The organism is Streptomyces sp. SS7 (assembly GCF_037993025.1).
GTDB lineage: Bacteria > Actinomycetota > Actinomycetes > Streptomycetales > Streptomycetaceae > Streptomyces.
This window is the reverse complement of record NZ_CP141223.1, coordinates 5,900,877-5,921,374: the sequence shown is the minus strand read 5'-3', so window position 1 is coordinate 5,921,374 and position 20,498 is coordinate 5,900,877. Positions and strand designations below refer to the sequence as shown.

At 72.0% G+C, this 20,498-nt stretch carries 17 protein-coding genes; 11 read left to right on the top strand and 6 right to left on the bottom strand.

Annotation, left to right across the window (positions count from 1 at the left end; genetic code table 11):
- The first annotated feature begins 51 nt into the window (after positions 1-51).
- From cofD to U5640_RS27450, 3 genes are read left to right on the top strand one after another with little or no spacing between them, the layout of a single operon-like run.
- Positions 52-1,011: a 2-phospho-L-lactate transferase gene (gene cofD, locus U5640_RS27460; RefSeq protein ID WP_340378397.1), complete on the top strand. Its 960-nt coding sequence runs from the start codon at positions 52-54 to the stop codon at positions 1,009-1,011.
- Positions 1,008-2,408 (top strand): coenzyme F420-0:L-glutamate ligase, encoded by a 1,401-nt coding sequence (locus U5640_RS27455; protein ID WP_340378396.1) that lies wholly within the window; start codon positions 1,008-1,010, stop codon positions 2,406-2,408. Before cofD ends, U5640_RS27455 begins: the two co-directional genes overlap by 4 nt.
- A gap of 55 nt (positions 2,409-2,463) precedes the next feature.
- On the top strand, positions 2,464-3,477 hold the full coding sequence (locus tag U5640_RS27450; protein ID WP_340378395.1) for a DNA-3-methyladenine glycosylase 2 family protein: 1,014 nt from the start codon (positions 2,464-2,466) through the stop codon (positions 3,475-3,477).
- 174 nt (positions 3,478-3,651) lie between these two features.
- Here U5640_RS27450 and U5640_RS27445 read toward each other — a convergent pair whose 3' ends face one another.
- Together U5640_RS27445 and U5640_RS27440 are read right to left on the bottom strand one after the other, a co-directional pair.
- On the bottom strand, positions 3,652-4,734 hold the full coding sequence (locus U5640_RS27445; protein ID WP_340378394.1) for an NDP-sugar synthase: 1,083 nt from the start codon (positions 4,732-4,734) through the stop codon (positions 3,652-3,654).
- Between the two features lie 266 nt (positions 4,735-5,000).
- Positions 5,001-6,341: a peptidoglycan recognition protein gene (locus tag U5640_RS27440; protein ID WP_340378393.1), complete on the bottom strand. Its 1,341-nt coding sequence runs from the start codon at positions 6,339-6,341 to the stop codon at positions 5,001-5,003.
- A gap of 161 nt (positions 6,342-6,502) precedes the next feature.
- Between U5640_RS27440 and U5640_RS27435 the strand changes: the two genes are divergently transcribed.
- The 4 genes from U5640_RS27435 (at position 6,503) to U5640_RS27420 (ending at position 12,540) form a co-directional block, all read left to right on the top strand.
- Positions 6,503-7,261, top strand: coding sequence for a TIGR03089 family protein (locus U5640_RS27435; RefSeq protein ID WP_340378392.1), 759 nt, complete (start codon positions 6,503-6,505; stop codon positions 7,259-7,261).
- A gap of 331 nt (positions 7,262-7,592) precedes the next feature.
- Positions 7,593-8,720: an LCP family protein gene (locus U5640_RS27430; protein ID WP_340378391.1), complete on the top strand. Its 1,128-nt coding sequence runs from the start codon at positions 7,593-7,595 to the stop codon at positions 8,718-8,720.
- A gap of 264 nt (positions 8,721-8,984) precedes the next feature.
- Positions 8,985-10,754 carry an LCP family protein gene (locus U5640_RS27425; RefSeq protein ID WP_340378390.1) on the top strand — a complete coding sequence of 590 codons (1,770 nt, stop codon included), beginning with the start codon at positions 8,985-8,987 and terminating at the stop codon, positions 10,752-10,754.
- A gap of 112 nt (positions 10,755-10,866) precedes the next feature.
- A complete protein-coding gene (locus tag U5640_RS27420) occupies positions 10,867-12,540 on the top strand; it encodes an LCP family protein (RefSeq protein WP_340385371.1) in 1,674 nt (557 codons plus the stop codon).
- 36 nt (positions 12,541-12,576) lie between these two features.
- Here the strand turns inward: U5640_RS27420 and U5640_RS27415 are convergent, their stop codons facing one another.
- On the bottom strand, positions 12,577-13,611 hold the full coding sequence (locus U5640_RS27415) for a glycosyltransferase family 2 protein (protein WP_340378389.1): 1,035 nt from the start codon (positions 13,609-13,611) through the stop codon (positions 12,577-12,579).
- Between the two features lie 128 nt (positions 13,612-13,739).
- Here U5640_RS27415 and U5640_RS27410 point away from each other — a divergent pair, with 128 nt between their 5' ends.
- Both U5640_RS27410 and U5640_RS27405 read left to right on the top strand, forming a co-directional pair.
- Positions 13,740-15,203, top strand: coding sequence for an LCP family protein (locus U5640_RS27410; RefSeq protein WP_340378388.1), 1,464 nt, complete (start codon positions 13,740-13,742; stop codon positions 15,201-15,203).
- A 104-nt stretch (positions 15,204-15,307) separates the two neighbouring features.
- Entirely contained in the window at positions 15,308-15,673 is a 366-nt protein-coding gene (locus U5640_RS27405) for a four-helix bundle copper-binding protein (protein ID WP_340378387.1), read from the top strand.
- Positions 15,674-15,732: 59 nt separating this feature from the next.
- Here U5640_RS27405 and U5640_RS27400 read toward each other — a convergent pair whose 3' ends face one another.
- Together U5640_RS27400 and U5640_RS27395 are read right to left on the bottom strand one after the other, a co-directional pair.
- Complete coding sequence (locus U5640_RS27400) at positions 15,733-16,377, bottom strand: HAD family phosphatase (RefSeq protein WP_340378386.1); 645 nt, start codon at positions 16,375-16,377, stop codon at positions 15,733-15,735.
- On the bottom strand, positions 16,370-17,659 hold the full coding sequence (locus U5640_RS27395; RefSeq protein WP_340378385.1) for an LCP family protein: 1,290 nt from the start codon (positions 17,657-17,659) through the stop codon (positions 16,370-16,372). The genes U5640_RS27400 and U5640_RS27395 overlap by 8 nt, the downstream gene beginning before the upstream one ends.
- 120 nt (positions 17,660-17,779) lie before the next feature.
- Between U5640_RS27395 and U5640_RS27390 the strand changes: the two genes are divergently transcribed.
- Together U5640_RS27390 and U5640_RS27385 are read left to right on the top strand one after the other, a co-directional pair.
- Positions 17,780-18,337 (top strand): acyl-CoA thioesterase, encoded by a 558-nt coding sequence (locus U5640_RS27390; RefSeq protein WP_055634405.1) that lies wholly within the window; start codon positions 17,780-17,782, stop codon positions 18,335-18,337.
- 154 nt (positions 18,338-18,491) lie between these two features.
- Positions 18,492-19,238: an SMI1/KNR4 family protein gene (locus tag U5640_RS27385; RefSeq protein WP_340378384.1), complete on the top strand. Its 747-nt coding sequence runs from the start codon at positions 18,492-18,494 to the stop codon at positions 19,236-19,238.
- On the opposite strand, the gene U5640_RS27380 is transcribed toward U5640_RS27385, so the two are convergent.
- Positions 19,174-20,331 carry an acyl-CoA dehydrogenase gene (locus U5640_RS27380; RefSeq protein ID WP_067251008.1) on the bottom strand — a complete coding sequence of 386 codons (1,158 nt, stop codon included), beginning with the start codon at positions 20,329-20,331 and terminating at the stop codon, positions 19,174-19,176. The two genes, U5640_RS27385 and U5640_RS27380, sit on opposite strands and share 65 nt — an antisense overlap.
- Positions 20,332-20,498 lie beyond the last annotated feature (167 nt).

Sequence of the window (20,498 nt, the reverse complement as noted above, 5' to 3'; positions counted from 1 at the left end):
TGTCCACAACCGCCGGGCGGGTCGCCGACGGGGCCTGCGAGACTGACTCCCATGCGCATTGTGGTTCTGGCAGGCGGCATCGGCGGTGCCCGGTTCCTGCGCGGTCTGAAGCAGGCCGTGCCGGACGCGGACATCACCGTCATCGGCAACACCGGCGACGACATCCATCTCTTCGGGCTGAAGGTCTGCCCGGACCTCGACACCGTGATGTACACGCTCGGCGGCGGCATCGACGAGGAGCAGGGCTGGGGCCGGGCGGAGGAGTCCTTCCGGGTCAAGGAGGAGCTCGCGGCGTACGGCGTCGGGCCGGAGTGGTTCGGGCTGGGCGACCGGGACTTCGCCACGCACATCGTGCGGACGCAGATGATCGGCGCCGGGTACCCGCTGAGCGCGGTGACCGAGGCGCTGTGCGACCGGTGGAAGCCCGGGGTGCGGCTGATCCCGATGACGGACGACCGGGTCGAGACGCATGTCGCGGCCGAGATCGACGGCGAGCGCCGGGCCGTGCACTTCCAGGAGTACTGGGTGCGGCTGCGGGCGTCGGTGCCGGCCGAGGCGGTCGTGCCGGTCGGCGCGGAACAGGCGAAGCCGGCGCCGGGGGTGCTGGAGGCGATCGCCGCGGCGGACGTCGTGCTGTTCCCGCCGTCGAACCCGGTCGTCTCCGTCGGCACCATCCTCGCCGTGCCCGGCATCCGGGAGGCGATCGCCGACGCGGGGGTCCCGGTCGTGGGCCTCTCCCCCATCGTCGGGGACGCGCCCGTGCGGGGCATGGCCGACAAGGTGCTCGCCGCGGTCGGTGTGGAGTCGACGGCCGCCGCGGTCGCCGAGCACTACGGCTCGGGGCTGCTGGACGGCTGGCTCGTGGACACCGTGGACGCGGGCTCGGTGGAGCGGATCGAGGCGGCCGGCATCCGCTGCCGGGCCGTCCCCCTGATGATGAGCGACCTCGACGCGACCGCGCGGATGGCCCGGGAGGCGCTGGAGCTGGCGGAGGAGGTGCGGACGGCGTGAGCGGGGAGCGGGGCTACCGGGTGTGGGCGGTCGCCGGGCTGCCCGAGGTGCGGGACGGCGACGACATCGCCAAGCTGATCGCCGCCGCCGAGCCCGGTCTCGCCGACGGGGACGTGCTCCTGGTGACGTCGAAGATCGTGTCCAAGGCGGAGGGGCGGATCGTCCGGGCGGACGACCGGGAGGCCGCGATCGACGCGGAGACCGTACGGGTCGTGGCGCGGCGCGGGACGCTGCGGATCGTGGAGAACCGGCAGGGGCTGATCATGGCGGCGGCGGGGGTCGACGCCTCCAACACCCCTGCCGGGACAGTGCTGTTGCTGCCCGAGGACCCGGACGCGTCCGCGCGGGCGATCCGGGACGGGCTGCGGGACTCGCTCGGCGTCGAGGTCGGGGTCGTCGTCACCGACACCTTCGGGCGTCCCTGGCGGGCGGGGCTGACGGACGTGGCGATCGGCGCCGCCGGGGTGCGGGTGCTGGACGATCTGCGCGGGGGCACGGACGCGCACGGCAATCCGCTGAGCGCGACGGTCGTCGCGACCGCGGACGAACTGGCCGCGGCCGGCGACCTGGTGAAGGGCAAGGCGGCCGGGCTGCCGGTCGCCGTGGTGCGGGGGCTGGCGCATGTCGTGGTGGCACCCTCGGACGGCTCGGCCGGCTCCCGGAACTCCGAGGGCTCCGAGGGCTCCGAGGGCTCCGAGGGCTCCGAGGAATCCGGGGGCCCGGCCGGCTCCGGTTTCGAGTCGGGCGCCTCGGCGCTGGTGCGCGGGGCCCGGGACGACATGTTCCGGCTGGGGACCTCGGAGGCGGTGCGGCTGGCGGTGACGCAGCGGCGGACGGTGCGGGCCTTCACCGACGAGCCGGTGGACCCGGGTGCGGTCCGGCGGGCGGTCGCCGCGGCGGTCACGGCGCCGGCGCCGCATCACACGACGCCGTGGCGGTTCGTGCTGCTGGAGTCGCCGGAGTCCCGGACCCGGCTGCTGGACGCGATGCGGGACGCCTGGATCGCGGATCTGCGACGGGACGGTAAGTCCGAGGAGTCGATCGCCAAGCGGGTGCGGCGGGGGGACGTGCTGCGCAACGCGCCCTACCTGGTGGTCCCCTGTCTGGTGATGGACGGCTCCCACACCTACGGCGACCCGCGGCGGGACGGGGCCGAGCGGGAGATGTTCGTCGTCGCGACCGGGGCCGGCGTGCAGAACTTCCTGGTGGCGCTGGCCGGGGAGCGGCTGGGCTCGGCGTGGGTGTCGTCCACGATGTTCTGCCGGGACGTGGTGCGGGAGGTGCTCGGGCTGCCGCGGGAATGGGATCCGATGGGTGCGGTGGCCGTCGGACACGCGGCCGAGGAGCCTCGGGAGCGGGGCGCGCGCGAGGTGGAGGGGTTCATCGAGGTGCGGTGAGAGGCGGGTCGGCAGGCAGGGCTTCCATCGGTTCTCCGGATTCGGGACGGGCATCGTGGCGGGACGTTTCGCACCCAGGTCCACGCGTACGACCGTGCGCGGCGGGCATGTCCCCGTGCCCGCGCGGACGGCGGCGCGGGACACCGACGGGCCGGGGCGGGTGCGCGAGTGGGTGCCGCGGGGGCCGGTCGATCTGGGGCTGGTGCTGGGGCCGTTGCGGCGAGGGGCCCAGGACCCGACGTTCCGGGCGATGCCGGACGGGTCGGTGTGGCGGGCCAGTCTGACGCCCGCCGGGGCGGGGACCCTGCGGGTCTCGGTGGCGCCCGGCGCCGGTGTCGTACGGGGAGAGGCGTGGGGGCCGGGGGCGGAGTGGCTGCTGGAGGGGCTGCCCGAGCTGCTGGGCGCCGGCGACGAGCCGGAGGCGTTCGTGCCGAGGCACCGGGTGGTGGCGCACGCCTGGCACCGGCGGCCGGGGCTGCGGCTGACGCGGACCGGACTGGTGCTGGATTCGTTGATCCCGTCGATTCTCGAGCAGAAGGTCACGACCGACGAGGCGTACCGGGCGTGGCGGTCGCTGGTGCGGAAGTTCGGGGAGCCGGCACCGGGACCCGCGGCCGGCGGACGGCTGTGGGTGATGCCCCCGGCGCGGACCTGGGCGCTGATTCCGTCGTGGGAGTGGCACCGGGCGGGCGTCGACAACAAGCGGGCGTCGACGATCCTGCGGGCGGTGCGGGTGGCGCGGCGGATGGAGGAGGCGGTGGGGATGTCCGCGCAGGAGGCGCGGGCCCGGCTGGAGGTGGTGGCGGGGATCGGGCCGTGGACCTCGGCGGAGACCGTGCAGCGCAGTCATGGCGCGGCGGACGCGGTGACGGTGGGGGACCTGCATCTGCCGGGGATCGTGGGGTGGGCGCTGGCCGGGGACCGGGACGCGGACGACGCGGCGATGCTGGAGCTGCTGGAGCCGTATGCGGGGCAGCGGCATCGGGCCGCCCGGTTGATCCTGCTGAGCGGGCGGGTGCCGGAGCGGAGGGCGCCGCGGATGCGGCGGGGGGACATCGGGGCGCTGTGAAGGGGCTTTCGCCCCTTCGGCCCCGATGCCAGGGGGCCACGCCCCCCCTGGACCTCCGATCGGCCCCGAACGCGCGTCGTCCTCGAGCGCCGGACGGGCCTGGTCCTCGAGCGCCGGACGGGCTGACCTGCCGCGGCCGGCGTCGAGAGGTGAGCCCCCCGGCGGGTGAGGCGGTTACTGGTCGGAGGAGAAGCGGACCGCTCCTGCCGGGATACGGGCGTCGCACCAGACGCGGGCGCCCTCACGGAGTTCGTTGTCGGGGCCGACGACCGCGCCGTCGCCGATGACCGTGCCGGTGAGGACGGAGCGTTCGCCGACCCGCGCCCGGGTGCCGATGAGGGAGTCGGTGATGACGGCGCCCGGTTCGATGACGGCGCCGGGGAGGATCGTGGAGCCGAAGACCCGCGCGCCCTCCGCCACGAAGGCGCCCTCGCCGACCACCGTGCCGCCGGTGAGCTTGGCGTCCGCGGCGACCCGGGCGGTGGGGAGGATCAGCCGGTCGCCGCAGCGGCCGGGGACCGCGGGGGACGGGGCGCGTCCGAGGACGAGGTCGGCGGAGCCTCGTACGAAGGCCGCGGGGGTGCCGAGGTCCAGCCAGTAGGTGGAGTCCACCATGCCCTGGAGGTGGGCCCCGGCGGCCAGCAGGCCGGGGAACGTCTCGCGTTCCACCGAGACGGGGCGGCCCTGCGGGATCGTGTCGATGACCGAACGGCGGAAGACGTACGCGCCCGCGTTGATCTGGTCGGTGACGATCTCCTCGGGGGTCTCGGGCTTCTCCAGGAAGGCGAGGACCCGGCCCGTGCCGTCCGTGGGGACCAGCCCGTAGGCCCTGGGGTCCGTCACCTTCGTCAGGTGCAGCGACACATCCGCCGCCGTCTCCTGATGGGTGGTCACCAGTCTTCTGATGTCCAGGCCCGTGAGGATGTCGCCGTTGAAGACCAGCACCGGGTCGTCGGGGGCCGAGTGCAGACGGGACGCCACGTTGCGGATCGCGCCGCCCGTGCCGAGGGGCTCGTCCTCCGTCACGTACTCGATGTGCAGGCCCAGGGACGAGCCGTCGCCGAAGTACGGCTCGAAGACCTCCGCGAGATAGCTCGTCGCGAGGACGATGTGGTCCACCCCCGCCGCCTTCGCCCGCGCCAACTGGTGCGTGAGGAAAGGCACCCCCGCCGCCCTGACCATGGGCTTGGGCGTGTGCACCGTGAGCGGGCGCAGCCGGGTGCCCTTGCCGCCGACCAGGAGGATCGCTTCTGTCACCTTCGTCTCTGCTTCCTGCCGGGACCGGCCGAACTGTCATTCGACCGGCCAGTGTATGCAGACCGTTGTGTGGCGCTTTCCAGGCCGTGCGGTGTTCCGTCCCAGTCCCGAGGAGACTGTCCCCCCGACGGCTGATGAAATATGCCCCCACCTGGATGTGTTCTCCCGCCGTTCGGGTGCGGTTCGGGTGCGGTGCGGTGCGGGCGGGTGCGGTCGGTACCGGGGGCCTCCCCTGGCCCCCGGCGCGATCCGGACGTGGTCCGCCCTCAGCGGCCCTGGTAGGTCGCCGCGGTCGAGCGGGCCGTGCCGAGCTTGCCGTAGAGCTGCTTGCCCGGGCATTCCGTGGCGAACCCGTCACGGTGACCGGAGATCACGTTCAGTCGTACGTTCTTTCCCTTGGCGTACAGATTCCCACCCCCGGACTTCAGGTAGGTCGTGCCTTTCGGATTCGCCCCGAAGAGACCGAGTTTCCATGCCGTCAGACGCGCGATGGCCGTGACGGTGGCCGAGTTCGGCTTGGCGGAGGTGAAGGTGCCGAGGACGGCGACGCCCATGCTGTTGGTGTTGAAGCCGAGGGTGTGGGCGCCCATGACGGCCTTGGCGACACCGCCGGCGCGGCCCTCGTAGATGGTTCCGCACTTGTCGATGAGGAAGTTGTAGCCGATGTCCCGCCAGCCCATGCTCTTGACGTGGTAGCGGTAGATGCCGCGGATCACGGACGGGGCCTGTGCGCAGGTGTAGTTGTTGCCGGTGGCCGTGTGGTGGACGAAGGCGGCCTTCACCGTGGTGGTGTAGCGGAAGCCGGTCTCCCGCATGCTCTCGTCGGCGCCCCAGCCGCGGCGGGTGACGATGCTCGGCCGGGGGCCGATGTAGGGGGCCGCGCGGTGCTTCCCCGCCTTCTTCGTGCCGAGTTCGCGTCTCGTCCGTTCGCGGTCGAGGGCGCTGATCTTCGTGGCGCCCAGCCGGGCGAGGGGCGCGTTGGCGGCGGAGGCCGACCGCTCGGCCGGGGACAGCTTCGGGGTCGACGGGACCGGCAGGGCTCGGCTGCGCGGCGCCACGGGCACGTGCTCGGGGGCGGCGCCCCCTGGGTCGACCAACTCGAGGCGCAGGCCGGCGGGGAGGGAGGAGTCGGGGTGGACGCGGATCTCGACGCCGTCGGAGTCGCCGACCCACAGGGGGGCGGTGGCGCCCCGGACATGGCCCGAGGTGCGTTCGGCGGTGCCCGGGTCGGCGCCGTGGTCGGCGTTGTGGGTCTCCACGTCCTGCCAGCCGGACCAGGCGTCGCCGCCGGCCGGCCGGGTGCGGACCTGGACGCGGCCGTGAAGTGCGGCGTCCGGGTCGTCCCAGACGACGCCCAGGAGGGAGAAGCGGTGGACGTCCGTGCGCCGTGTGCCCCGGTCGGCGGAGCCGAGGGCGCGGTCGCGGGTGAGGGGGGTGAGGGGCAGCGACTGGGTGCTGCCGGGGAGGGCAGCCGCTCTGGCGGCCCCGGTGCCGGCCTCCGCGGTCGGCGCCGGTCGCACCGCCGCCGCCGTGGCGGGCGACGTCAGGGGCAGGGCGAGGGCGGCCGCACAGGTGACACCGATCGAAGTAGCTAGCAATCCACGCATGCGAACGATCCTGGGCAGAGTCATACATATCTGTCCATCGGGGATATGACGGGCCGTCGGGAGCGTTCCGCCGAACCGGTGGCGCCCGGGCGCCGGGCGTTCGGCCGAACCGGTGGCACGGCGGCGGGTGCGGCACCGGCGCGGCGCGTACGCTTGCGCGGGTGAACGTCACCGATCGCACCCCTGCCGACCTGCTGCGTTCCGCGCTCGCCGCGGATCCCGCGCGTCCCCTCGTGACCTTCTACGACGACGCCACGGGCGAGCGGGTCGAATTGTCCGTGGCCACCTTCGCCAACTGGGTGGCCAAGACCTCCAACCTGCTCCAGGACGGGATGTCCGCCGAGCCGGGCGACCGGGTCGCGCTGCTGCTGCCCGCGCACTGGCAGACGGCGGTGTGGCTGCTGGCGTGCGCGTCGGTGGGCGTGGTCGCGGACGTGGACGGGGATCCGGCGCGGGCGGACGTCGTCGTGGCCGGGCCGGGGCGGTTCGAGGCGGGGCTCGCCTGCGGCGGGGAGCGGTACGCGCTCTCGCTCGCGCCGCTCGGGCGGCGGTTCGTGCCGGGGCCGCCGCAGGGGTACGCCGACTACGCCGTGGAAGTGCCGACGTACGGCGACCGGTTCGCCGCGTACGCGCCCGTCGATCCCGAGGCGCCGGCGCTGATCGTGGCCGGGGCGGAGTACAGCGGGGCGGAGATCGTGGAGCGGGCCCGGGACGGGGCGGCGGGGCTGGGGCTGACAGGGCCGGGGTCGCGGCTGCTGTCGGGGCTGCCGTACGACACCTGGGAGGGGCTCGCGGCGGGGCTGTACGCGCCGCTGGCCAGCGGGGGGTCGGTGGTGCTGTGCCGGAACCTGGAGCAGGCCGGGGAGGAGACGGTGGCTCAGCGGATCGAGAGCGAGCGGGTGACGGCGGTCGCCCGGTAGGCGGGGTGGGATGCGCCTGCCGCACCGAGGGTCTCCGCCCCCTGGACCCCGGCTCCGCCCCTGGGCCCCCGATCGGCCTGGACGGCCTCGTCCTCACACGCCGGACGGGCTGAGAAGAGGCAGCGGACCGGCGTGCGGGAACCGCGCGCCCCCACCGGCGGTGCACCCCCTCACCCGTTCCGGCGGTGCACCCACTCAGCCGTTCCCGCGGTGCGCCGCCTCACCCGTTCGGCCCACCCCCGCCCGCACCCGCGCCCCCCTCGCGTCATCGTCGTAGGAGCGGCACTGCGCTCGCGTACGCACCGATCGGACGCCGGAGGGGGTGGAACGGATGAGGCGGCGGCGGTGGGTGGCGTACGGGGTCGGGGCGCTCGCCCTGCTGGTGGTGGGCAGCGGCGGGGTCGGGTGGGTGCTCTACACACAGCTCGACGGGAACATCACGCCCGACGAGGCGGCCGCGGCCGAGCTCGCCCGGTATGCGAGGGAGCGGCCCGCCGCCCTGGTCAAGGACGCGCAGAACGTGCTGGTCATCGGGTCGGACTCGCGGGCCGGGGACGGCAACGGGCGGTACGGGACGGACTCCGGGACCGAGCGGTCGGACACCACGATCCTGCTGCACCTGTCGGGCGGCCGGCACCGGGCGACCGCGGTGTCCCTGCCGAGGGATCTGATGGTGGACGTGCCGGCCTGCCGGCGGGCGGACGGGTCGCGGACCCGGCCGGTGTTCGCCATGTTCAACCACGCCTTCGAGACCGGAGGGTCGGCCTGCACGGTGCGGACCGTGGAGAAGCTGACCGGGGTGCGGATCGACCATCACGTCGTCGTCGACTTCAGCGGGTTCAAGGACATGGTCGACGCGGTGGGCGGCGTGCGGGTCTGTGTCGCCGAACCGATCGTCGACAAGGACGCCGGGCTGCGGCTGCCCGCCGGGGAGGTGACGCTCGACGGGGAGCGGGCACTGGGGTACGTCCGGGCCCGCAAGTCCCTCGGGGACGGCAGCGACACCGAGCGGATGGACCGGCAGCAGCGGTTCCTCGCGGCGCTCGTCGACAAGGTGCGCGGCAACGGCGTCCTGCTGAATCCGGTGAAGCTGTACCCGCTGCTGGACGCGGCCACCTCCGCGCTCACCACCGACCCGGATCTGGCGAGTCTGCGCGGACTCTATGAACTGGTGCGCGGCGTGGGCGACATTCCCGCCGAACACGTGCAATTCCTGACCGTTCCGCGGGAGTCGTACGTCCACGACGCCAACCGCGACCAACTGGTCGAGCCGGCGGCGGAGAAACTCTTCGAACAACTGCGCACCGACGGGCCCGTCGCCGTTTCCGAGAAACTCCCCATGAATTCGGGGACGGCGGAGTCGGGCCCGCACGGTTCGTCCACCATGAGGGGTCCTTCCCCGTCCCCACCGGCCCCGACGTTCCGCGGCAGCACCGCCGCCAAGGGCGGTTGCGGGTAAAGCGCTTGCCAAGTCGAGCCCCCGGAGGACGAGATGGCCAGGGAATTGGGACGGATTGCCCGGTTGTAGGGACGTGGAATGTGTCACGGCCGTCGCCCCATGTCGAACCGGGCGGATAGTGTGAGCGATCCGGTGCACCCGGCCGCCTGGTCTGTCCTGAGGTCGTGCACTGATGTGACCGACTTGTGACTGAGTGACCGAGACGACCCGAGCGCCTGGAGGGGGAAAGGCGCCGCGTGGCCCCGACGGAGGATTCGACAGACCGTGGACGCGCAAGGCCGTGGGCGGGCGGACAACATCGATCCCGCAGACCAGTGGGTACTCAATCCGGACACCGGCGAATACGAACTGCGACTGAGCGCTTCCGCACCGCAGTCGGCGGTCCCCGGACCTCGTAGGGCGGCCTCCCGCGCGGCGGCCCCGGCCGGCGCGTCCGGCGGGGCGCGGGGCCGTACGGCGGCTCCGGAGCGCCGGGCGCCGGAGGAGGAGGCCCCGGAACGGGTCCCCGCGCCGCGCCGCAAACGTGGGGTGCCGGAGGAGCCGGCGAACCGGCGCGGGCGCCGGCCGGTGAAGAAGAAGTCGAAGGCGAAGAAGGTCCTGTTGTGGACCGGCGGCGTCATGGCCTTCGTGCTGGTGGGCACGGCCGGCGCGGCCTACCTCTATCTCGAGCACCTCAACGACAACATCACCGCCGTCTCCGACGACGGGGCGAGCACCGGTGGCTTCAGCAAGGACAAGGCGATCAACATCCTGCTGATCGGCACCGACAAGCGCACCGGCTCCGGCAACAAGGGCTACGGCGACACCGACAGCGTCGGCCACGCGGACACCACGATCCTGCTGCACGTCTCCAAGGACCGGACGAACGCGACCGCGCTCAGCATCCCCCGCGATCTGATCGTGGACATCCCGGACTGCCCCACCACGCTGGCGGACGGCACCAAGAAGGTCATCCCCGGCCAGGACGGCGTCCGCTTCAACACGAGCCTCGGCCAGGAGGAGCGCACGCCGAGCTGCACCGTGCGCACGGTCACCGAGCTGACCGGGATCCAGGCGGACAACTTCATGGTCGCCGACTTCAACGCCGTCAAGACGCTGACCTCGGCGGTCGGCGGTGTCGACGTGTGTCTGGCGAAGGACATCGACGACCCGGACTCGCATCTGAAGCTGTCCAAGGGCACGCACACCATCGAGGGCGAGCAGGCGCTGGCCTTCGTGCGGACCCGGCACTCGGTGGGCTTCGGCGGCGACCTGAGCCGGATCGAGATCCAGCAGCAGTTCCTCGGCTCGCTGATGCGCAAGCTGAAGTCGAACGACACCCTCACCAGCCCCACCAAGATGATCAAGCTGGCGGAGGCGGGCACGGAGGCGCTGACCGTCGACTCCCAGCTCGACAGCATCACCAAGCTCAAGGACCTGGGCCTGGAGCTCGGCAAGCTCAATGTGAAGAACCTGACCTTCACCACCGTGCCGGTGCTCGACAACCCGGCGGAGAAGGTCAAGGCGACGGTCGTCCTCAACACCTCCACGGCTCCCACCATCTTCCAGATGATCAAGGGAGACGTCTCCTTCACCGAGGTGAAGCAGAAGGCCAAGGAGTCCAAGAGCGCGGCCGCCGCCGAGGCCGCCGCCCGGCTCAAGGGCACCAAGTCCGCCGCCTCCGCGGTCCGGGTGCAGGTCATGAACGGCGGCGCCCCGGCCGGCAGCGCACAGGAGACTCTTAACTGGCTGCAGAATGATGAGGGCGTGACGAAGTCCGAGAACGCGGGCAACGCGCCGCAGGAACTGAGCAACACGACGCTCGAGTACGCCCCCGACCAGGCCGATCAGGCCCGCCGGCTGGCCGCCATCATGGGGCTGCCGGGCACCGCGCTGAAGCCGGGGAAGAGCGTCACCAACGCCCAGGGGCTGCCGACGATGACGCTGACGCTGGGCAAGGACTTCAAGGGCGCGGGCGTTTCGCTCACGGCGGCCACCAAGGTGCCGGACTCGGTCCAGAAGTCCACGGCGGACAAGGTCCAGTGCGCGAAGTAGGTCACCAGAAGTAGGTAACCCTACGGGCCCGTCGTGCGTCTGACTTGACGCGGGACGGGCCCGTGTCAGGTGCACGGCGTGAAGGGCTGGGGAATTGGCGACCAAGAGCGGGATGCGGGGTGAGGGTCCCGCGGTCGAGGACACGATGTCCCTGACCTCGGTGGACAAGGACGCGCCCGACGACGGGGGCGGCGCATCGGGCGACGGCGACGGCGACGGCGGCGGCAGCAGCAGCAGCAGCAGCAGCGGCAGTAACGGCAGCAGTAACGGCAGCAGTGGCAAAGGACGCCGCAGACGGCGCGTGCTGCGCTGGTCGGCGACGGTCCTGACCCTGGTCATACTCGGCGGCGCGGGTGCCGGCTACCTCTACTACGAGCACCTGAACGCCAACATCAAGAGCGACGACCTCAACCTCGGCGACGCCAAGGACCGGGCGGCGAAGACGCAGGCGAACGCGGCCGGCCAGACCGCGCTGAACATCCTGCTGATCGGCTCCGACGCACGGGACACCGCGGAGAACCAGAAGCTGGGCGGCGCGAAGGACACCTACGGGGGTCCCCCGCTCGCGGACGTCCAGATGCTGCTGCACGTCTCGGCGGACCGCAGCAACATGTCGGTGGTGAGCATGCCGCGCGACACGCTCGTCACCATCCCCAAGTGCACGGACCCGGACACCGGGAAGACGTACGCGGCGAGCACCCGGTCGATGACCAACGAGTCGCTGGGCCGCGGCGGGCCGGGCTGCACCGTGGCCACCTGGGAGAAGCTCACCGACATCCACATCGACCACTTCATGATGATCGACTTCTCGGGTGTGGTGTCGATGGCGGACGCGATCGGCGGCGTCCCGGTGTGCGTGGACGCCAACGTCCACTCGCACACGAGCACCGGCAAGGGCTCCGGTCTGAAACTGGAGAAGGGCACCCACTCCATCAAGGGCAAGCAGGCCCTCCAGTGGCTGCGCACCCGCTACGGCTTCGAGGACGACACCGACCTCGCCCGCGCCAAGGCGCAGCACATGTACATGAACTCGATGGTCCGTGAGCTGCGCGCCAACGCCAAGCTGACCAACCCCAACAAGCTGCGCAAGCTCGCCGAGGCCGCCACGAAGGCGATCACCGTCGACGACGGCCTGGACACCATCACCAAGATGTACGACCTGGCCACCGAGTTGCAGAAGGTGCCCACCGAACGCATCACGATGACGACGATGCCGAACGCGTACGACACCGTCCAGACCGGCCGTGTGGTGCCCACCGAGGACGCCGCCAAGCTGTTCCGGCTGGTGCGCGAGGACATCGCGCTCGACGGCAAGGACGAGAAGAAGGCCACGGCCAGCCCCTCGCCGACGGTCACCGACACGGCCGCGGCGGACGACGCGATCGCGGTGCAGGTCCACAACAGCACCCGTACGGGCACGCTGGCGCCGGTCGTGGGCCGCGCGAGCACGGTGACCGACCTGCTGCGGGCCAAGGGCTTCGACGGGGCCGTCGCGGACTCCTCCGCGGCCACCTCCGAGGAGACCACGGTGATCCGCTACCCGAGCGCCGACCTCCAGGCCGACGCCCTGCGGGTGGCGAAGGTCCTCGGCGTCCCGGCAGGCCAGGTGAAGAAGTCCACCGACGTCTCCGGGGTCACGCTCTACGTCGGCGGGGACTGGCGGTCGGGGAACAAGTACACGGCGCCCGCGAAGAAGGACGACGACAAGACGCCCGAGTCGGCGCAGGCGATGAACGGCGCGGACGAGTCGCAGTGCATGCACGTGGACCCGAACTACTCCTGGTAGTCCGGGTCCGCGTCGGCCGCCCGCGGCGGCGGTGCCTCAGCTCGACGAGCCGCTGAGCACCGCCGGGCGGCGCGAGGCGATGACCTTCCTGGCCAGCGACTTGGGGCTGGTCAGGAAGCCGAACCCCCACGACATGTGCATGGTGGCCAGGGCGACGGGGATCTGGAGCCGCGCCTTGAGCGGCAGCCCCCTGCCGGCCGGCACCGACCCGGCGACGATCGCCGCGAGATAGCCGCCGGGGACCAGGAACCCGAGCGGGGTCAGCACGGCGCCCACGACCAGGCCGGCGGCTATCGCGCACACCGCGGCGGGCGGGGCGAGGTAGCGCAGGTTGATGGAGCCCTCGTGGTAGCGGGCGACGACGTGCCGCCAGCGGCCGTAGTCCTTGTACTGCTTGGCGAGCGCCTTCACCGAGGGCCGCGGGCGGTACGACACCTTCAGCTCCGGCGAGAACCAGATCAGCCCGCCGGCCTCGCGGATGCGGAAGTTCAGCTCCCAGTCCTGGGCGCGGATGAACTCCTCGTTGTAGCCGCCCTGTTGCTCCAGAGCCTCGCGGCGGAACACCCCCAGGTACACCGTCTCGGCGGGCGCGGCCTGCCCGCCGGTGTGGAAGGCGGCGTTGCCGACGCCGATCTTCGAGGTCATGGCGGCGGCGACGGCGTGCTCCCAGTCGTTCTCGCCCTCGGCGTGCATGATGCCGCCGACGTTCTGCGCGCCGGTCTCCTGCAGCAGCCGTACGGCGGTGGCGATGTAGTTCGGGGAGAGCATGCCGTGCCCGTCGACGCGGACCACGATCGGATGGCGGGAGGCCTTGATCGCCGCGTTGAGGGCGGCGGGCGTACGGCCCGTGGGGTTGGGGACGGTGTGCACGCGCGGGTCTTCTGCCACGAGCTCGGCGGCGATCTCGTCCGTACGGTCCTTGGACGGACCGAGGGCGATCACGACCTCCATCTCGCCGGCGTACTCCTGCGCGAGGATCGCTTGGACGGCTCCGCGCAGATGCCGCTCCTCGTCGAGGACGGGCATGATGACGGACACGGCGGGGAGCTGCACGTCGGGCTTGGCGTTCATAGGACGCTCACGTTACCGCGAACGGGGGACACCGGTGCGCGCCGCCGGGTGCCCTGCACCGGGCGGCAGATCGTACGGGCCTACCGTACTCACGGCCGCTCCTTCGCCGTCGCCCGGAGGTGTCCCGTATGCCCACCACACCGCCCCGGACCCGGCGCCGTCCACCGCGCCCCCCGGTCCGCCCCCTACGGCGCGGGCGTCCGCGCTGGGCCATGCGGGCGGCGACCACGCTCTCGGTCGTCGTCCTGGCCTCCGCCGGGATCGGGCACTCCCTGGTCGCCGGCCTCGACGCGGACATCGCCCGGGTCGACCCCTTCAAGGACATGAAGAACCGGCCGCGGGCCGGGCACGGGATGAATGTGCTGCTGGTCGGCACCGACGGCCGCGACAAGGTGACGGAGACCGAGCGGCGGCGGTTCCGGCTCGGCGGGGCGCCCTGCCACTGCACCGACACGATCATGATCGTGCACATCTCGGAGGACCGGGAGCGCGCCAGCGTGGTGAGCCTGCCGCGCGACTCGTACGCCGAGACGCCCCCGCACACCGCACAGATCGGCGGGCGGGAGCACCGGGGGCACCCGATCAAGCTGAACGCGGCGTACGCCGAGGGCGGTCCGCAGCTCACCGTGCGCACCGTGGAGAACATGACCCGTGTGAAGATCGACCACTATCTGGAGGTCGACTTCACCAGCTTCATGAAGACCGTGGACGTGCTGGGCGGGGTGAGGATCTGCACCGCGCGGCCGCTGCGGGACACGTACACCGGTCTCGATCTCGCCCCGGGCGAGCACACGCTGAAGGGCGGGGCGGCGCTCCAGTACGTCCGGGCCCGGCACGCGGACGGCTCCTCGGACCTCGGCCGGATGAAGCGTCAGCAGCGGTTCCTGGCCTCGCTGCTGGACCGGGCGACGTCCTCGGGCATCCTGCTGAACCCGCTGAAGTTCCGCGACGTGACCCGGGCGGTGCTGGGGTCGGTCCGGGCGGACCGCGGCTTCGGCACGGACGAACTCCTCGACCTCGGCCGGGCGATGCGCACCTTCTCGCCCGCCTCCTCCGAGTTCACCACCGTGCCGATCGGCCGGCTCGGGTACGTGGTGCCGGGCATCGGCTCGACGCTGAAATGGGACCCGGTGGGATCCGAGCGGGTCTTCCGGGCGCTGCGCGAGGACAAGCCGCTGGACTCGGCCCCGCCGCGCCCGAAGCCGAGCCCGAGCTCCGGGGCGCCGCGGGTGGAGGTGGCACCGCAACAGGTCCTCGTCCAGGTGGAGAACGGCACGTCCACCGAGGGTCTGGGCCGGCGGGTGGACGACGCCCTCGCGGCGGCCGGCTTCCGCACCACGCACCGCCCCGTCGACTCCGCCACCCGGGACGTACGGCGCACGGTCGTGCTCCACGACCCCCGCTGGGACCGCTCGGCCCGTTCCGTGGCCGCCGCCCTGCCCGGCAGCACGCTGCGGGCCGTCCCCGGCCTCGGCCCCACCCTGAAGGTCGTGACGGGCACGGACTTCCGGGAGGTGCGCCGGGTCCGGGGGCCGGAACCGGCGGCCCCGGAGCCCGAGGTGGTGCGGGGGAACGAGGTGGAGTGCGCCTGAGAGTGCCCCCGGGGGCGTAGCCCGGATGGCAGGTGGGGCCGAGGGGGCGTAGGACGGTAGTGCACGGGGCCTGCCCCGGGCCCCTCACCCCTCCAGGAGGAGCCATGACCCAGCAGCAGTCGTCCATGACGGCGATGAGCAAGGAGATGCAGGACTGCGTCCAGGCGTGCATGGCCTGCCACACCGTCTGCGAGGAGACCATGAGCTCCTGCCTGCAGATGGGCGGCCAGGCCCAGATGCAGATCATGCGCGCGCTGATGGACTGCTCCGAGATGACCCGCCTGTGCGCCGACATGATGATGCGGCGCTCGCCCATGTCGGCCGAGATGTGCGCGATGTGCGCCAGGGCCTGTGACATGTGCGCCGAGGCGTGTATGTCCATGCCGGACGATCCGCAGATGATGCGCTGCGCGCAGGCGTGTCGCCGCTGCGCCGAGTCCTGTCGGACGATGGCGGGCGCCCGCATGTGACCCGCGCCTGAACGCGGCCGGGGGCGCCCCTCGGGGTGCCCCCGGCCGTCGCGGTGCGCTCAGTCGAACAGGGGTGCCAGCTCCCGCTCCAGGTCGGCCGGCCGCCGGTAGTGGACGGCCCGCATGCCGAGCGCGGCGGCCGCCTCCACGTTCTCCGCGGTGTCGTCCACGAACAGACACCGCTCGGGCCGTACGCCGGCCCGTGCCGCCCCGAGTTCCAGGATCCGCGGATCGGGCTTGACGAGGCCGACCCGGGCGCTGCTGACGACGTCGTCGGCGAGGTCGGTCAGGCCCATCGCGGCGAGGTCGGCCTCCAGGCCGTTCGTGGCGTTGCTGACCAGGACCAGCGGCACCCGGGTGCGGGCCCGGCGCAGCAGGGCGACCACCTCGTCGTCGGCGTGGAAGGGCGACTCCAGCAGCGCGGTGCCGAGCGACCAGGCGGTCTCCTCGTCCTCCACCAGGGCGCTCAGGCCCTCGGCGACGGCGGCGACCCACTCCTGCTCGGTGATCTGCCCGAGCAGCAGCGGCCCGTCGACCTCCGGGGAGAACGCCACCTTCTTGGTGGTGCCCTCCGCGAGCCCGGCGGCGCGCTCCAGCGCCTCCAGGTGGGTGGAGTCGAAGTGGCGTATCACGTTGTCGACGTCGCACAGGACGGCGTCGTAAGGACGGCCGGGGACCGCTCTGTCCCCACCCTGGTCAGTCACTGGTCACCGTGACCTTCTCGTCGTTGTTCAGTTCGTTCACCAGCTGCTTGACCTTGGTCTTGTCCCAGACCAGGTTGCCGCCGGTGGAGCCGGAGATCGGCATGTTCATGGAGACGCCGTCGCCGCCGTTGACGCCCTTCATGGCGAAGAACATGGACCCGAGGTCGTACAGCCCCATGTCCTTGTCGACGATCAGGGAGTCCAGGCCGGCGCCCATCACCGGGTAGAACTTGAAGGGGTTGAGGATCGTCGACGGGGTGGCCACCTGGTGGGCCAGCGCGGCGAGGAACTTCTGCTGGTTCTTGGTGCGCTGGAGGTCGGAGGCGGCGAAGGCGTGCCGGGTACGGACGAAGGCGAGCGCCTCCTCGCCGTTCAGCGTCTGCTTGCCGGCCTTGAAGTCGGCGCCCGAGTACTTGTCCTTGAAGGCCTTGTCGATGGTGATGTCGACGCCGCCGACCGCGTCCACGATGTTCGCGAAGCCGGCGAAGCCGATCTCGACGTAGTGGTCGATGTGCAGGCCGGTGTTGTACTCGATCGTCCGCACGAGCAGGGTCGGGCCGTCCTCGGCGTAGGCCGCGTTGAGCTTGGTGTGCCGGCCGGTGCCCTTGAAGGTCTTGCCGGACTGCGAGCCGACGTACGTCGGGATCTCCACGTCCGAGTCGCGGGGCAGCGAGATCAGGGTGTCGCCGCTGGACCCGACGTGCAGGATCATCATCGAGTCGGTGCGCTTGCCCTCGGCGGAGCCGGTGTGCAGCTCCTTCTTGTCCGCGGCGGTCAGGCCCTCGCGGCTGTCGGAGCCGACGATGAGGTAGTTGGTGCCGTCGCCCTGCTCGGGGCGGTCGATGACCTTGGAGAGGTCGACCTCGCGGCGCAGCTTGGAGTCCGCCCAGAAGTAGGTGGAGACGGAGGTCACGACGAGGACGGCCGCGAGCGTGATCGCGGTCCACTTGATCCGGCGGCGCCAGTCGGGCGCGGGGCGGGCGCCCTGCGGGTACCCGTCGCCGGGTCCGCCGGGCCGGCCGGGGCCGCCCGGTGCGCCGTAGACCTGGCCCGAGCTGTAGCCGCTGTCGTACCCGGACTGCTGGGCGTTGGTGTAGTCGCCGTGTCCCTGCCCGCTGACGTACGACGGCTGCTGGGGCACGCCGGCGCTCTGCGGCGGGGCCGCGGGGCCGCGCCGGACCTGCCGCATGACACGCGCGCTCTCGGGCTGCGCGTTCGCGCTGCCGTTTCCGTAGCGGGAGCCTCGGTCGTTGCCGGACCATCCCTCGGGCCACTCGTTCATGCCGAACAGTGTGCAGGCCGCGGCTGTGTCCCTTACAAGGGGTGTCGGAAAATCAGCGCTCCGCTGTTGCCAAGCTGACACAAAGTCCCGGCTTGTCCCCTGCGGCATAAGGTGGAGGCCATGACAGACCAGGTCACCGCAGTGGACTCGGACCTCCCGGACATCCCGGGCAAGCCCACGTCCGCGTCGCGCACCACCCTCAGCCACATCATGACCCACAACGACACCAACCTCCTGGGAACGGTGCACGGCGGTGTGATCATGAAGCTCGTCGACGACGCGGCGGGCGCCGTGGCCGGCCGGCACTCCGGCGGGCCCGCCGTGACCGCGTCCATGGACGAGATGGCGTTCCTGGAGCCGGTGCGGGTGGGCGACCTGGTCCATGTCAAGGCGCAGGTGAACTGGACCGGCCGGACCTCGATGGAGGTCGGCGTACGGGTGCTGGCCGAGCGCTGGAACGAGTCGGCGCCGCCCACCCAGGTCGGCTCGGCCTATCTGGTGTTCGCCGCGGTGGACGCCGACGGCAAGCCGCGGGTGGTCCCGCCGGTCCTCCCGGAGACCGACCGCGACCGCCGCCGCCTCCAGGAGGCCCAGATCCGCCGCACCCACCGCCTGGCCCGCCGCCGCGCCATCCGAGAACTGCGCGAGCGCCGCCTGGCGGAGGGGTACGAGGACTGAGGACCGGCGGCCGGGTGGCCGCGGTCTCCCCGTGAGCGCGCGGCTGGCCCGCGGGGCGGCCGGGGCGGGGCGGGAATTCGCCCCGGGCCGGGGCGGGGCAGGACCTCGCCCCGGGCCGGACAGCCGTCCCCACGGCACGGCTTAGGCTCGCCCCATGACGGAGCCGCCCCTCACCGACGCCGAGCTCGCCGAGGCCGAACGGGAACTCGGAGTGTCCTTCCCCGCGGAGTACCGAACGTATCTGCGCGAGGTGAGCGCGGGCGGGGCGCTCCTTCGGCTCGAGCGGACCGGGCGCGGTTGGTGGTGGGCCGGGAACGATGAGGGGCGGCGCGAGCTGCTGGCTGCCCCCTTTCCGCATCCCGGCTCCTACGCGGAGGCCGACGACGCGCTGATGGCGCGCGAACCACGGGCCGAGGCGTTCGAGGACGACGTCGCGTACCGGGTGGCCCGGCGCGCCTGGGACGACGAGGCCGACAGGTGCGAGGACCTGAAGACGGCCGGAGCGGTCGCCATCCAGGAGCACGGCTGCGGCTTCTCCACCCTGCTGGCCTTGACCGGATCACTGGCCGGCACGGTCTGGTGGGACGGACGGGCTACCTGTGACCGGATCGTCCCGCTGTCCCTGGATCACACCGGTGGCGCCCGCCCCATTCGGTTCGGCGAGTGGCTGGACCACGGTTCGTGGGCTCTTCTGCCCCCGGACTGGGGGCCGTCCCTTCCCTCACGCCCCGTTGTCCAGCGCTGGGTGCCGTGTCGTCGGTGCAGGTCAGTGGCCGTTCGCGGCGGGGAGTGCCCCTCCGGGCCTTCGCGACGGCTCCTGACCTGCACCAACCCTGCTACGGCAGGTTGCGGGCCATCACGATCCGCTGGACCTGGTTCGTTCCCTCATAAATCTGCGTGATCTTGGCGTCGCGCATCATGCGCTCCACCGGGTAGTCGCGGGTGTAGCCGTAGCCGCCGAGGAGCTGGACCGCGTCCGTGGTGACCTCCATGGCGACGTCCGAGGCGAAGCACTTGGCGGCGGCGCCCTGGAAGGTGAGGTCGCGGTCGCCTCGCTCGGACTTGGCGGCGGCCGCGTAGGTCAGCTGGCGGGCGGCCTCGATCTTCATGGCCATGTCGGCGAGCATGAACTGGATGCCCTGGAAGTCGGCGATCGGCTTGCCGAACTGCTTGCGCTCCTGGACATAGCCCTTGGCGTAGTCGAAGGCGCCCTGGGCGACACCGAGGGCCTGGGCGGCGATGGTGATGCGGGTGTGGTCGAGGGTCGCCATCGCCGTCGCGAAGCCGGTGCCCTCCTCGCCGATCATGCGGTCCGCCGGGATGCGGACGTTGTCGAAGTAGACCTCGCGGGTCGGCGAACCCTTGATGCCGAGCTTCTTCTCCGGGGCGCCGAAGGAGACACCCGGGTCCGACTTCTCGACCACGAAGGCCGAGATGCCCTTGGAGCGCTTGGTGGGGTCGGTGACCGCCATCACGGTGTAGTACTCGCTGACGCCCGCGTTGGTGATCCAGCGCTTCACGCCGTTGAGGATCCAGTGGTCGCCGTCGCGGACCGCCTTGGTCTTCATGCCGGCCGCGTCCGAGCCCGCGTCCGGCTCGGAGAGGCAGTACGAGAACATCGCGTCGCCCTTGGCGAGCGGCGTCAGGTACTTCTTCTTCAGGTCCTCGGAACCGGAGAGGACGACGGGAAGCGAGCCCAGCTTGTTCACCGCCGGGATGAGGGAGGAGGACACGCACGCGCGAGCCACCTCCTCGATGACGATCACGGTCGCCAGGGCGTCGGCGCCCGCGCCGCCGTACGACTCGGGTACGTGCACCGCGTGCAGGTCGCTCGCGACCAGCGCGTCGAGCGCCTCCTGCGGGAACCGGGCCTCCTCGTCCACCGCCGCGGCGTACGGCGCGATCTTCGCCTCGGCCAGCGCGCGGACGGTGTCCCGGAGCATGTCGTGCTCCTCGGACGGGCGGTACAGGTCGAAGTCAGCCGATCCGGCCAAGGTTGCTCACGCTCCAAAGACGCTAGCGTTACCGACGCTAATTACCGTTAAGTAACTCAAATTTTAGTGGCCCCGCCGCGCGTCTGGCACGTGAGCTGGACAACAGGGGGAAGCCTGGGTGGGAAAGCGCCCGATGAGGGGCTCCGACCCGCCCGGATATGCTCGGG

Excerpts from the sequence above, each read along its gene's own strand:
- cofD (WP_340378397.1), top strand. The coding sequence starts at position 52 with ATGCGCATTGTGGTTCTGGCAGGCGGCATCGGCGGTGCCCGGTTCCTG.
- U5640_RS27440 (WP_340378393.1), bottom strand. The coding sequence starts at position 6,341 with ATGCGTGGATTGCTAGCTACTTCGATCGGTGTCACCTGTGCGGCCGCC.
- U5640_RS27430 (WP_340378391.1), top strand. The coding sequence starts at position 7,593 with ATGAGGCGGCGGCGGTGGGTGGCGTACGGGGTCGGGGCGCTCGCCCTG.
- U5640_RS27420 (WP_340385371.1), top strand. The coding sequence starts at position 10,867 with ATGCGGGGTGAGGGTCCCGCGGTCGAGGACACGATGTCCCTGACCTCG.
- U5640_RS27415 (WP_340378389.1), bottom strand. The coding sequence starts at position 13,611 with ATGAACGCCAAGCCCGACGTGCAGCTCCCCGCCGTGTCCGTCATCATG.
- U5640_RS27410 (WP_340378388.1), top strand. The coding sequence starts at position 13,740 with ATGCCCACCACACCGCCCCGGACCCGGCGCCGTCCACCGCGCCCCCCG.
- U5640_RS27405 (WP_340378387.1), top strand. The coding sequence starts at position 15,308 with ATGACCCAGCAGCAGTCGTCCATGACGGCGATGAGCAAGGAGATGCAG.
- U5640_RS27395 (WP_340378385.1), bottom strand. The coding sequence starts at position 17,659 with ATGAACGAGTGGCCCGAGGGATGGTCCGGCAACGACCGAGGCTCCCGC.
- U5640_RS27390 (WP_055634405.1), top strand. The coding sequence starts at position 17,780 with ATGACAGACCAGGTCACCGCAGTGGACTCGGACCTCCCGGACATCCCG.
- U5640_RS27385 (WP_340378384.1), top strand. The coding sequence starts at position 18,492 with ATGACGGAGCCGCCCCTCACCGACGCCGAGCTCGCCGAGGCCGAACGG.